This window comes from Brenneria izbisi (assembly GCF_025840185.1).
GTDB lineage: Bacteria > Pseudomonadota > Gammaproteobacteria > Enterobacterales > Enterobacteriaceae > Brenneria > Brenneria izbisi.
The window spans coordinates 150245-163290 of sequence record NZ_JAMPJU010000009.1 but is presented as its reverse complement, the minus strand read 5'-3'; the positions used below and the strand labels follow the sequence as shown (position 1 = coordinate 163290).

The 13046-nt window shown below is 54.7% G+C and carries 7 protein-coding genes and 3 pseudogenes; 3 read left to right on the top strand and 7 right to left on the bottom strand.

What is annotated here, in order from left to right; translation table 11 throughout:
- Positions 1 to 132, top strand: a pseudogene (locus NC856_RS12915) (IS630 family transposase); the annotation flags it as partial.
- A 15-nt stretch (positions 133 to 147) separates the two neighbouring features.
- On the opposite strand, the pseudogene NC856_RS12910 reads toward NC856_RS12915, so the two are convergent.
- The 3 genes and pseudogenes from NC856_RS12910 to NC856_RS12900 form a co-directional block, all read right to left on the bottom strand.
- Positions 148 to 888: pseudogene (locus NC856_RS12910) on the bottom strand (VENN motif pre-toxin domain-containing protein); the annotation flags it as partial.
- Positions 889 to 1108: 220 nt separating this feature from the next.
- Entirely contained in the window at positions 1109 to 2122 is a 1014-nt protein-coding gene (locus NC856_RS12905) for a VENN motif pre-toxin domain-containing protein (RefSeq protein ID WP_404802328.1), read from the bottom strand.
- 105 nt (positions 2123 to 2227) lie between these two features.
- Positions 2228 to 3377 (bottom strand): annotated as a pseudogene (locus tag NC856_RS12900) (IS3 family transposase).
- A gap of 162 nt (positions 3378 to 3539) precedes the next feature.
- On the opposite strand from NC856_RS12900, the gene NC856_RS12895 reads away from it, so the two are divergent.
- On the top strand, positions 3540 to 3677 hold the full coding sequence (locus tag NC856_RS12895) for a SymE family type I addiction module toxin (RefSeq protein WP_318841733.1): 138 nt from the start codon (positions 3540 to 3542) through the stop codon (positions 3675 to 3677).
- Between the two features lie 42 nt (positions 3678 to 3719).
- On the opposite strand, the gene NC856_RS12890 is transcribed toward NC856_RS12895, so the two are convergent.
- Complete coding sequence (locus NC856_RS12890; protein ID WP_264090834.1) at positions 3720 to 3983, bottom strand: hypothetical protein; 264 nt, start codon at positions 3981 to 3983, stop codon at positions 3720 to 3722.
- A complete protein-coding gene (locus tag NC856_RS12885) occupies positions 3967 to 5277 on the bottom strand; it encodes a VENN motif pre-toxin domain-containing protein (protein WP_264090839.1) in 1311 nt (436 codons plus the stop codon). The genes NC856_RS12890 and NC856_RS12885 overlap by 17 nt, the downstream gene beginning before the upstream one ends.
- A gap of 141 nt (positions 5278 to 5418) precedes the next feature.
- Between NC856_RS12885 and NC856_RS12880 the strand changes: the two genes are divergently transcribed.
- Positions 5419 to 5568: a SymE family type I addiction module toxin gene (locus tag NC856_RS12880; RefSeq protein WP_264090833.1), complete on the top strand. Its 150-nt coding sequence runs from the start codon at positions 5419 to 5421 to the stop codon at positions 5566 to 5568.
- Positions 5569 to 5619: 51 nt separating this feature from the next.
- On the opposite strand, the gene NC856_RS12875 is transcribed toward NC856_RS12880, so the two are convergent.
- Positions 5620 to 5877 carry a hypothetical protein gene (locus NC856_RS12875; protein WP_264090832.1) on the bottom strand — a complete coding sequence of 86 codons (258 nt, stop codon included), beginning with the start codon at positions 5875 to 5877 and terminating at the stop codon, positions 5620 to 5622.
- A complete protein-coding gene (locus NC856_RS12870) occupies positions 5864 to 13021 on the bottom strand; it encodes a hemagglutinin repeat-containing protein (protein ID WP_264090831.1) in 7158 nt (2385 codons plus the stop codon). Before NC856_RS12870 ends, NC856_RS12875 begins: the two co-directional genes overlap by 14 nt.
- Between the last annotated feature and the right edge of the window lie 25 nt (positions 13022 to 13046).

Genomic DNA, 13046 nt, shown 5'->3' with positions numbered 1-13046 from the left:
TTACACGAAACCATAACGCGAAATCATCAATGCCGATATATGTGGCAGTTACTGGAACAGGTAAATCAGTTTATGAATGCTGCATCGCCGTTCCCCGGCAATCAACACGGACTGGCTAAAATGGAGCGGTAATATGCGAAGCTATTTATCTGCTGTTCCTTCTTTTACAGAAGATCCCAAAGCTCCAGATATAACCTTACCTGTACCGCCACCAAGCACGGAACCTAATCCAGTTCCAATAACCGAATTGGTCGGATCTTCTCCTTTAATTCCGCTCCCGATTGCAGCTCCGTCCATATTAATTCCGGCTGATGCACCGATACCTTTTCCTGTTGTCGCCGCTGCTGTTATCCCTGCCATAATCGCATCGACATAACTGAACGGATCTTTTCCGCTGAGCTGGGCGGCAGAGTTAACTCCAACACCAATAGCCGCATTAAGCGCCATTCCTTCTTTTATCGTAGTACCAAGCACACTGCTGCCAAATATCAGGGGCGCATCGCCGATGCTGGCATTCGATTTGTGATAGCCCCAGGTGTTCATGATTGTCTGAGCCTTAGACATGGCTTCAGAGTCAGGGTTGCGTTTCGTGTAATCCTGTCCTGAGAGCAAACCTTTAACCAGTTCCTGCGAAACCGCAGAACCATACGCCTTCTCCATCTCAGACGCATAAACACGCAGATAGCCCGCCAGTTCCGCCTGCTCAGCACTACTCATTTGTGAAGGGTCTCTGGTAAATTTATCCACCAGTGCATCACTGCGTTTGTCGGCGTTTTCCAGCTTAATCAGTTCATTAGCGGTTGCTAATGACTTATCACCGTTCTTAATTTTCTCAACCGCCTTGTCGAGTTTGTCTGAAGATGTTGCACCGAGGAAGTTATTCTCAACAGCAAGGATTATTTAAGATTCTTTCTACATTTTAGGTAATATGAAAACCATATTCCTGCACCTATCCATCCCCCCCCCAATACACCGATCTTGCTATAGTGTATAACCTGTTGAAAAGTTATTGGATGTGATAGAACGAGCCATATCGTGATTACCACACCAACAGCACATAAAACTGCATAAGTGATGATTAAAAACAAAAGGAATAAGAGAGGGTGTTTCACTTATTACCTCCTTGAACTTCCTTTTGAGCAGCGTTACTAGCGGCCTCTGACATTAAAGAACCAACACTACCACCAGACATCCCAGGAATTGGGCTCATTGCCCCACCTTTCAATAAATAACCAGGGCCAAAGGAATTCTCGGTATATTTTAAAGCATTCTTGCTTGCCCCCATTCCAAAGTAGTTTTTAATGTGCTGAGTTTCTAATTTATTGGTAATGGCAGAACCGATACCATAACCTACTCCAGTACCTACCATGCTACCCATTACAGCCGCCTGACTATCTTGTCCTGTGATTTGGCTAGTCGCATAAGCACTACCCGCACCAATAAGTTGGTTTGAATAATAAGACTTACCAGTGGTTGCCGCACCAGTTAGCCCAGAAAACCCAAAGCTTACATAATCAAATTTATCTCCGGTATTTCCACTAGAGATTTGTACCAGACCATTCGCGCCATAACTTAAAGCTCCACCAACTAATTTATCACTCATCGTTGTTGACGATGTAAATAATGATCTCCCCCCCGCAATCAATCCCCAGAAATTTTCTGGCTCACCAATAAACGCCAAAGCTCGATCACCATTAGTGGTATGACTATTAATATAATTCAGGTCATAACGGTTATTGGCTGCAACATAATCCCTTACATCCCGGTTATCCAACGAACCGTATAACCAATCAGGCCTGTCAGCGGCAGACAACCCGCCTTCAACATTCCATTTAGTTTCACCACTCAGAACAACCAGTGGATCTTTCGCCAGCGCCTGTTGCAACTCTTCACGATTTTCCCTATTTAACGAGTCGTATTTACGAATAACCGCATCACAGTCGTCACCGGAAGCTTCGCAAGCCGTCATTTCCTTGTCAAAAGCGCGGGCTTCATCAAAGCTCAGAGAGTTATTCTCGGTTGCATTCTGCCCCGCCTGCGCCCCCGCTACCGCGCCCGATGTCGAGTCACCCGCCGAGCATGCCGCCAGTCCGCCCGCCAGCAGAGACAACGTACTCACCATCTGTTTCTCGCTTTCCGTCAGTTCCGCCGCCGCTTTGCCCGGATACAGACGCTCCGTAATAACCCGTGCCGCCAGTGGTCTTACCCACGTAATGTGGACACAGCACTAAACGAGGTTTTCGTTTTCAAATTGTTCCGGGCTGAGACCGCCGCAGGCACTGTGGCGACGCCAGCGATTGTAATCGCACTCTATATAATCAAATACCGCTGAGCGCATCACTTCCCTGCTGGCAAAGTGTTCGCCGTGGATACCTTCTACTTTCAGTGTGTGAAAGACGCTTTCCGCACAGGCGTTATCGTAACAGCAACCTTTGGCGCTCATACTGCCACGCAACGTATGTCGTTTCAGCAACGCCTGATAGTCCGCTGAACAATACTGCCCGCCTCTGTCTTATGAACAATAACATTCTGTGGTCGTTTACGTCTCCAGAGCGCCATCTGTAATGCATCACAGGCCTGTTGTGCCGTCATTCGTGATGACATCGACCAGCCGATAACCGCCCGTGACCACAGGTCAATCACAACAGCCAGATGGAGCCAGCCTTCGTCCGTGCGAAGATAGGTGATGTCGCCTGCCCATTGCTGGTTTGGACCGCTGGCGATGAAGTTTTGCTTCAGCAGGTTTTCCGATACCGGCAGGCCATGTTTACGGTAGCTGACCGGACTGAATTTACGGCTGGCTTTCGCCCGTAACCCCTGACGACGCAGGCTGGCAGCGATGGTTTTGATGTTGTACTCCGGCAACTCATCAGCAAGACGCGGCGCACCATAGCGCTGTTTTGCCTCAGCGAATGCGTTACGGACAGCCTCATCACAAACGAGCCGGCACTGTTGACGTGGGTTTATCTGACAACGACGTCTACGCCAGACATACCAGCCGCTGCGGGCAACCCGAAGCACCCGACACATCGCTTTAATGCTGAACTCAGCCCGATGTTCTTCAATAAAGACATACTTCATTTCAGGCATTTCGCGAAGTATGTCGCGGCCTTTTGGCGAATAGCCAATTCCTCAGCCTGTTCAGCCAACTGCCGCTTCAGACGGGCATTTTCAGCCGCGAGTTCATTTTCACGTTCTGAGGCGGTCATTTGTTGCTGTTGTTTACTGCGCCATGCATAAAGCTGTGACTCGTACAGGCTGAGTTCGCGTGCAGCGGCAGCGACACCAATACGCTCTGCCAGTTTCAGGGCTTCATCGCGGAATTCGGGCGTAGGCTGCTTACGGGGTTTCTTATTGGTTGATGCTGGTTTTGTCATGTGAGCTACCTCTGCTTGAGAGTTTACTCACTTAGTCGCGTGTCCACTAATGATGGGTAGGATCAGGCTGATGCACACCATAAGTCAGAACCCGCCGCATCCCAAGCATTACGACACCTGAAGGCCGGCTATGTCAGCCGCCGCCACGCCGACCGCAATGACATGACGCGCTATTACAGCCGCAGCCCCAGCCTCCACCTCAAGGGCCATTGGCTGGAAGCCGCGGGATTTGGGACGGATACCCCGGTAGTTATCACCGTTGAACAGGGCCAACTGCTGATACGCATTGTGGCTGAATGACGCAAAAAAATCCCGGCCTGTTTTAGGGGCCGGGATTTTTGTTTATTCTGGATCAGAAGGAGGAGATCTTCGAGCTTTACGCTCATCTATTTTAGCCAAAATCCACGATCTAAGAGCCGCCGCTGTTCCTGCAATAACACTGGCGACTAAAACATGTTTAATATCTGCTTGTTCGATACTCACTTTATGACTAATGATGAACTTTACAGTTACCAAAGCCAGAGAAAAAAAGATTAAACAACAGAAAACCATGTATGCAATGCTTAGAAACAGCAAACCTACAGTAGGCTTATTTGTTCTTTTCATTAATTTCATCCTTGACTGTGTTGCTTATAAATTCCCCGCCTATCGCACCGATAATATCACCAACAGGTGCTGAACCAGAACCTAAGACAGGATCAAATAAAGGTGGTGCAATTAAACCAACTGTTGTACCAAACGCCCATCCAGCACTTGTGCCAGTAAGAGCCCCTTTATCCGGCCCATCAGTAAATATGGTTCCCCCTGCGGCGATTGCTAAGTTAGCCCATATTCCACGCCCCGGAGCCAACCCCCCTGTAATTAACGCCGCTGTAGTACTCCAGTAATCATAGGTCTTGTTTTCATTACCCGGTTGACTCAGGTCATACCATTGATACGCGGCATTCGCGCCGCCACTCAGCGCAGAACCGACCGCCACTTTGCCTATTGATGCCGCTGGCCCCAAATACCATGCACCCGCTATTAGTACACCGTTCGTATACCCGTCCACTATCGCTTTGGAGATATCCTGCCCCTCCGGCATCGTCCCCGTCACCAGTTTATGCATCGCATACTGCCGTTCTTCTTCCGTTATCGGATTCAATACGTTGCCGTTTTCATCCACCATGTTGGTATTGGTGTAAAGCGATGTCATCGATGCTCCTACATCCTGCAATCCTTTCGGCGTAATCGCGCTCAGATTGAAGTTGTTATTCTCGGTCGCATTCTGCCCCGCCTGCGCCCCCGCTACCGCGCCCGATGTCGAGTCACCCGCCGTGCCTGCCGCCAGTCCGCCCGCCAGCAGAGACAGCGTACTCACCATCTGTTTTTCGCTTTCCGTCAGTTCCGCCGCCGCTTTGCCCGGATACAGTCGCTCCGTGATAACCCGCGCCGCCAGTTCTCCGCTCGCCGCACCCGCCGCACCCGCCAGGGCGCTGTTGCCCCCCGCTTCCGCCACGATACCCCCCAGCACCGCATGCGCTATCGTATTCGCCGCCACATTCACTGCGCCCTGCGCGTCCGTCGTCGCCTGCTTGATTACCGTCGCCAGATACGGCGCCGCTCCCCCCGTTATCGCCTGAGCGATGTTGCCCCCCGCCAGGCCCTGCACCGCCGCCGATACCGCCATGATGCCCTGACGAACCGCGCCGCCCGTGCCAAAACCGGTGTCCGCCAGCATCGGGTTCAGATTCGGCGTTGCTCCCGTACCCAGCGCCTCACGCGCCCATTGCCGGTCTTCGTCCGACAGATTCGAAGCCCGCGCTTCCGCCCTTTCCTTCGCCGCTTTCGTCGCGATTATCGCCCCTTCCGTACCCGCAATATCCACCGCCTGATTGCTGATTTCCGCTATCAGTTGCATTTGCTGCAATCGACGCTGCTCTTTCTCCTTATCAAATATCGGACTCAGCGTCTAAGGTAGTTAATCGTTGAACGCGATGCTAAGCCAGCTCCCGCGCAACTAAATTACCCCCCCGCAACCCCGTTACTACCATACCTTCAGTTGTCCCCCAACAGCGGTAAAAAACCGCCCAGCCCGCAGCTTAAGCTCAGCGGCAGGTGGCTGGAAGAACTCGGCTTTAACACCGGCCAGCCGGTTATCGTCACCATAGAACGGGATAAACTGGTGATTGAGGCGGAACTGAGGTTTTGACTGGCATATAAAAAACCGGCCTGTTTTAAAGGCCGGGATTGCATTATAGGGTTATTTGGCTGACTCTTTTCGGGCCTTACGCTCTTGTAGCTTGGCTTTTATCCAGAGGCCGAAGCCAAGTATTAAACCGCCCACAATCCCTTTTCTGAAAGCGTCAGTGAAAGCTTCTTTCCAATCAAAATCAAATATATCTATTTTAAAATAGACAATTACTGATGCCAGTAGATAAGCGATTACTACGGCAACAAAGAATATGCTTACACACAAGAAAAGCAGTTTAACCAAGTCTTTAATGTTAATTTTTCCCATTTTTCTCGCCAGCATTATCAAGTTTATCTTTAACTTTATTGCCAGTAGCCTCTCCTACAATTGAACCTGTAGCTGACCCAATGATTTCAGCGCTACCTTCTTTAATAACAGGTTTTAGTTGCTCAGTTGCCACTTTGCCAATACCTCCACCGAATATAGAACCAACCCCTGCTCCAATAGTTGAGTTAGTCGGCTCCTCCCCTTTAATACTACTGCCAATTGCTGCACCGCCCATATTGATAGGTGTTGAGGCTATAATACCTTTCCCCGTCGTTGCTGCTGCTGTTACCCCTGACATAATCGCATCAACGTAACTGAACGGATCTTTTCCGGTAAGCTGAACACCGGTATTAACCCCCACACCAATTGCTGCATTAGCCGCCATACCTTTCACAGTAACACCCAGCACGCTGCCTACGAATATAGTAGGCGCGTCACCAATACTGGCATTCGATTTGTGATAGCCCCAGGTGTTCATGATTGTCTGAGCCTTAGACATGGCTTCAGAGTCAGGGTTGCGTTTCGTGTAATCCTGTCCTGAGAGCAAACCTTTAACCAGTTCCTGCGAAACCGCAGAACCATACGCCTTCTCCATCTCAGACGCATAAACACGCAGATAGCCCGCCAGTTCCGCCTGCTCAGCACTACTCATTTGTGAAGGGTCTCTGGTAAATTTATCCACCAATGCATCACTGCGTTTATCGGCGTTTTCCAGCTTAATCAGTTCATTAGCGGTTGCTAATGACTTATCACCGTTCTTAATTTTCTCAACCGCCTTGTCGAGTTTGTCTGAAGATGTGGCACCGAGGAAGTTATTATCAACTGCATTCTGCCCCGCCTGCGCCCCCGCTACCGCGCCCGATGTCGAGTCACCCGCCGTGCCTGCCGCCAGTCCGCCCGCCAGCAGAGACAGCGTACTCACCATCTGTTTTTCGCTTTCCGTCAGTTCCGCCGCCGCTTTGCCCGGATACAGTCGCTCCGTGATAACCCGCGCCGCCAGTTCTCCGCTCGCCGCACCCGCCGCACCCGCCAGGGCGCTGTTGCCCCCCGCTTCCGCCACGATACCCCCCAGCACCGCATGCGCTATCGTATTCGCCGCCACATTCACTGCGCCCTGCGCGTCCGTCGTCGCCTGCTTGATTACCGTCGCCAGATACGGCGCCGCTCCCCCCGTTATCGCCTGAGCGATGTTGCCCCCCGCCAGGCCCTGCACCGCCGCCGATACCGCCATGATGCCCTGACGTACCGCCCCGCCCGTGCCGAAACCGGTGTCCGCCAGCGTCTGATTATAGGCTTTCTTATACTCCGTCTGGTAAATATAACCCCGGATATCCGCCTGCGTCGGGGTCAGATTCGGGTTTTCGCCTTTACCCAGCGCCTCTTGCGCCCATTGCCGGTCTTCGGCCGACAGATTCGAGGCCCGCGCTTCCGCCCTTTCCTTCGCCGCTTTCGTCGCGATTATCGCCCCTTCCGTAGCCGCAATATCTACCACCTGATTGCTGATTTCCGCTATCAGTTGCATCTGCTGCAATCGGCGCTGCTCTTTCTCTTTGTCAAATATCGGACTCAGCGTCTGATTGGCATGTTCGACATCGTTGCTCAACTGCGAGACGTCCTGCCGCTGACCAGCCTGGTCGCGGAGGGTCAGTTGACCGTCGCTCAGCGCCGCACGCGTCATGCTCCCGGCATTCCCGTCGTTGTTCCCGCTTATCAGTGAGTTGGAAGCCAGATTACTCAACATCTCCATCCCTATCGGCCCGCCGGTGCTGATGCCCACGCCGCTGTGCGAAGTCTCGAACGACGCTTTGTTCTCAATATCACTGAAGCCCAGCGTTCCCGTCTCCAGCCGGTTTTTCGCCGCCGCCGCCGTCGAACCGACAACCGCGCCATCCAGTTGAGTATGATTGCCGACGCGGACATCATAACCCCCTTGTCCGGCAAACAGTCCGGTCTGCTCCTGCACGCTTTGATAGTTGCTGCGCATTTTGTCTTTGCTCAGGCTGAAGCTGGCCGAACCGCTGCCCGCGCCATAAATCGGGATGCTGACGCCCGCGCTCATGCTCTGCTGTTTGCTGTTGTACACATCGCTGTCCTGTTGGCTTTGCAACAGCAAATCACGACCCACCCGCGCCGTTATCTGTTCGCCGCTAACCTGCGCGCCTTGCAGCGTCGTATCGCGTCCGCTGGTCAACTGTACCTGACGCCCCGCGTCCAGCAGCGTTTCCGTGTAACTCAGCCCTTCGCCCAGTTCGCGGCCTTTCGCTTTATTCATGCTGGCGTTCACGCTCAGGCTGGCGCCACCGCCGCCTACCCCAAGGCTGAGGCCGATGCTGCCGCCTTTGCTCTGGTTGCTGCCTTGCGTATGCTGACTGTTCTGTGCTGACAACAGATTGATATCGCGTGCGGCATTCAACGTCACATCCTGAGCGGCATGCAATTCGCCGCCCTGCACCAGAATATCGTCGCCGGTGGCCGTCATCGCCAGATTTCGTCCCGCGTTCAGGCTGCTGCCCTGCGCGATATGCTGCTCGGTCGTCTGTTCTGATTTCGATGACTGGCTACCCAGCGAGAGACTGACGCCCACCACATTATTATTGTTTGCATCCTTATCGTCTTGCGCCGCGGCAAAACGTCCGGCCTGCGCCGCCTGCACGCCGCTCAGCGCCGCTTTCACGCCCTGCAGCGCTTGCAGCCGATCATCTTCGGTGGATTTAGCGGTCTGCGCCGTCTGTACCGCCGTATTCAATGCACTGCCCACTGTGCCGCTCAGCGCCAGCGTAAGGCCGCTTTGCTTCTGTTCATAAGTCTGGCGCTGAGTCTGACGGTTTTGCGCAGCGCTGATCGTCACCTCTTTACCACGCAGCGTGAGATCCTGTCCGGCGACCACATCGCTGCCGCGAACAGTCAACGCGTTACCGGCAATCAGCGTGGCGTCGCCTCTTTCACTGCCTATTGTGCTGGCTTTCTCGCTGTCGCCCTCACTGTCGGTAGTGCGCTTCCGGCTGGCCTGACCGATGCTGAAACCGATACCGCCGCTCCCCATCAGGCCGGATTTCTTCTCTTCACGCAGGTGGGTTTCCTGATGATTTTCGCGTGCGGTGGTCACCGTGATATCTCGCCCGGCTGTCAGCGCCACGTTTTGCGTACCGGCTACCGCGCCGCCAGAAATTCGCAAATCGTTGCCGGCATTGAGCGTCACGCTATCGCCGCTGAACGTGCTGCCTGTCGCCGCTTGATCCTGAATGCTGTCATGCCGTTCGCTGGACTGCGCGGAGAACAGTCCGCGACTGCTCTGCTTGCTGTGTTCCGTCAGCGAGTAAGCAGACTGACCGCTGAGCAGGTTGATATCATTTCCCGCCTGAGCCTGTAGCCCTTGTTGCGCCGTCACCGAGGCTGCCGCGGCATTCAGATCCTGTCCGGCGCGCAGCGTAATTTGTCCGTTGGCGGCAATCTGGCTGCCGATATCTTCGCGGGCTGAATAGCGCCGGTAATTATTGCTGTCCCAATCGCTGTTAAGCGTTTCGGTGGTGGTCAGCGTGGTCAGATTCAGGTTATTGCCTGCGCTGAGGCGCACTGTGCCGTCGGCGCCGGCGTTGATGATCTGACTGGCTGTCAGATTGATATCCCTCCCTGCCGCCAGCGTCAGTTCGCCTTTATCATTCTGAACATATATCCCCGCGACGCGATCGAGGATACGATTGCTCTCACGCCCACTCAGCGTGCTGGCGCTGTTGATATTGCCGCCCGCCAGCGCCGTCAGACTTTCTTCCCCCTGGATCGCTCCGCCGATATTATTCAGATCATCACGGACACGCAGTTCCACCTGTTTACCCAATAGCGAACCGCCCTGATTGTTCAGCGCTGCCGAAGAAATAAACAGCGTATCTCGCGCCGCAATGCGTCCGCTGTTCAACATGCCGCCCGCAAGACCAATGGAAACGTTATTGCCTGCCAGCAGGCTGCCCGCGCCGATTTGCTCATTCGAGCGCACTTTTGAGTAAACCTGCGGCACCAATACCGATTGCGAGGTGCCATCCGGCAATGTGACCGATTTTCTGACCATCCACACCATGTCAGTGGTGAGCAATGCCATCTGCTCTTGACTTAACGCCACCCCCGGCGTCAGCGAAAACTGGCGACCAAACGCGATCCCGGCATCCATCAGCGCCTTATATTGCGCTTCATCGCTGGTGTAACCCGCCAGATAACGCTGCCCGGTCAATTGTATAATCTGCTCGCGCACCTCGCGCTGTTCATAAAAACCGTCGCCCAGCCGCTTATCTTGGCCATCGGTTTGGCCGAAGGCTTTCAGCATGTAGTCCGAACTCAGCCACTGTTTCTGGTTGGTAAAGCGCGGATCGGTTTCCACCAGATAACGACTTTCCGCCGCAGGCTGAAGCGTAAACAGGCTGCTGTTCGGCAGTTTGGCGGTCGGCTGGATGGCATCCTGGCCGACCACGCCCGCGCGCAACGCCGTGACCGCATAACCCGAACCATTGAAGGATGCGTTCTGCCGCCAGTCGCTGGCTTGCAAATCGATGGTTTCGACTTTCACGGCAGGGGCATAGGTATTGCCGCTGATCCCCTGTGAGGTCCTGGTGACGCCCCGCCAGTTCTTTTTCTTTCTGGCATACCAGCGCTCTTGCCAGCCGACATCGGAGGTGATGCGCTCGCCCGGCGTCGCCAGATTGCTCAGTTCCTTAACGCCGTCAATCAGCAAACCCGCGGCAATGACCCGGCTGTCGCGGTTGGTCATTCGCGCCGCCGTCAGCCACAGGTTACCGCCGGACAGAATTTGGCCCGGTTCGCTCTCTTTAACCCGCGTCTCGCTAACAGTGCGGGTATACCTGTAGCGATAAAATCGCTCATCAGCGTAGCCATCCGGCATATGCGCGGTATTGACGCCGTATTTATTGCGGGTGAACCAGATATCGCTCCAGTTATAGCGCGTGGTGTGTCCACTCAGCACCGCCTCGTCGATATAGCGGGTGGTATTGACCGTTTCCGTGACCAGATGGTCGTTGATGTTATTGATCTGACCGGCGGACAGCGCCATGTCCCCTACCGATTCAATCGTGGCGCTGTGGTTATTGATCGTATCAGCCTGACCTGTCGCCTGTCCCGCCGCATCCAGGCTGCCGCCCAGCGCCATCGCGCCGTCGCTGTAAATCAGCGCCTGTTGCCGGTTATTCAATGTGCCGATGCCCAGATTCAATCCCTGCCGCGCCGCGATAGATCCGCTGATGCCGTTTTCATCCAGATTGTTCAGCGTCTGCGACTGCAAGCTAATCCAGTCGCCATAGACGCGGCCACTGCCGATATTGTTCAGCGTTGCGGCGTCGATACGCGTCTGACCGCCATCAATCAAACCACGGTTAGTGAGCGTGTCCGTCAGGGTTAGCTGGGTTTTCAGGCTGCTGATTTCCCCGCCTGACTGATTGTCGAGGCGATCGGCGGTGAGCGTTAGTGCATTCCCGGACTGAATTTTCCGGCGGTTGGTCACCTCGCCTGCCACCGTCAAATCCAGTTTGCCATTAGCGATCACATCGCTGTGATTATCGAAACGCCGTGTGGAAGTCAGCGACATATCGCCAAGCGAGAGCAACTGCCCGTCACCGCTCAGGCTTTCCGCCCTCACCGCCAGCGATTTCCCGGCAATCAGCGTTCCCCCGGCGTTATTGACGGCTTTCGCGGCCGCCACATCGAGTTGGCCGTCCGCGCTGATATGCGCCTGACGGCTGGAAACGGATCCGGTGCTGGCGTTCAGCGTCACATTCGTCGCCTGCGTCTGGCTGCCGTCGGCGTTCACCTCAGCCGCCGCCATGCGCAGCGAACCGCCCGCCAGATGCTGGCCATTGGCCTCAATGCGTTGCGCCGCCGTCAGCGATAAATCGCCGCTGTTCGCCACAGAGCCGTCGCTATTGATGCCGGCCCCCAGCACCGCGCCAGGCTGGTTGCTGATATTGTCCGCGGTTAACGCGGTATGGCGCTGCGCCGCCAGCACGCCACGGTTGGCGGCTTGTTGCCGCGCGTTTACCGTCACATCCTGCTGCGCATAGACTTTACCGTGGTTATCCAGATTGCTTCCCGCCAGTTGGACATTCTGGGTGGCATTGATGCTGCCGCTGTTTTCAATACGTCCGTCCGCCGTGATGGTCACGCTGCCCGCCTGCGCGCCAATCGTTCCGGCGTTGCGCACGCCGACACCTTTTTCCGTGCCGATAAGCTGGATTTTACCGGCGTACATGCCGCCAAGTTGCGCCACATCCACCGCCAGTTTCGGCTGCTCCTGCGTCGTCTGCGAGTCTGACGATGCGTTGTCCGCCCGCCGGTCAACCTGTCGCAGATCGGCGCTGACGCGGTTGCGCCCGGTGGTCACCGTCAAATCATTGGCCCAAATTCCGGCGTTAATCTCCACCGTCTGCGCGATCAGGTCGGTATATCCCTGACGGCTGCTATCCATGCCCTGGCCCTGGATGCGAATATTCCCCTGCTCAACCTGATAGCCTTTCAGTTGGCCGTTTTCCATGAGCGCTTTACCGGTGGTCAGCGTCGCCCGGTCCGCATTGATAAAGCCGCAACCGTCACAACTGATGCCCGCAGGGTTGGCGACCACCACTTGCGCTTTTTTCCCGGCGACTTCGATATAACCGTTAAGCTTGCTGGGATCACGCGAATTGACTTCATTAAGAATGATTTTGGCTTCGCCTTTCGCCAGCCAGGGGTTGCCCGTCACCCAGCCTCCCTGCTGCGTTTGCACCTGCTTTTGCGAATTGTTGAGGATCGCGCCTTTCTGGTTGACATCGAACTGGCTGTAGACATTTCGCGACACGCCGCCCGCGCTGGGCGTTTGAATATTGACCTGCGGCGTACCGTTCGCTGTCTGTAATATCGTCGGTTTCTGGTTACCGGGCGCATTGCGATCCGCCACGATCGTCGCCTGCGCCGACGGCGCCAACATGACCAACCCCATCGCGCCGAGCATCAGGAATGTCAGCGGCGAAAGACGCCCCGTCAGTTGACGTAATGACGTTCCGCGCCCGGCAGAAGCGGAACCGCCAACACAGCCGCGGCAAAGCTCGGAAACCACCATCAAAATGCCACGCGTCCGGTTAAAGACGATGCGATAAAAATGCTTATTCATTCTCGTTATCCCTTAACAAAAAGCA

Coding starts and splice junctions, on each gene's coding strand:
- NC856_RS12890 (WP_264090834.1), bottom strand. CDS start 3,983: ATGAAAAGAACAAATAAGCCTACTGTAGGTTTGCTGTTTCTAAGCATT.
- NC856_RS12895 (WP_318841733.1), top strand. CDS start 3,540: ATGACGCGCTATTACAGCCGCAGCCCCAGCCTCCACCTCAAGGGCCAT.
- NC856_RS12905 (WP_404802328.1), bottom strand. CDS start 2,122: ATGGTGAGTACGTTGTCTCTGCTGGCGGGCGGACTGGCGGCATGCTCG.
- NC856_RS12885 (WP_264090839.1), bottom strand. CDS start 5,277: ATGCAACTGATAGCGGAAATCAGCAATCAGGCGGTGGATATTGCGGGT.
- NC856_RS12870 (WP_264090831.1), bottom strand. CDS start 13,021: ATGAATAAGCATTTTTATCGCATCGTCTTTAACCGGACGCGTGGCATT.
- NC856_RS12875 (WP_264090832.1), bottom strand. CDS start 5,877: ATGGGAAAAATTAACATTAAAGACTTGGTTAAACTGCTTTTCTTGTGT.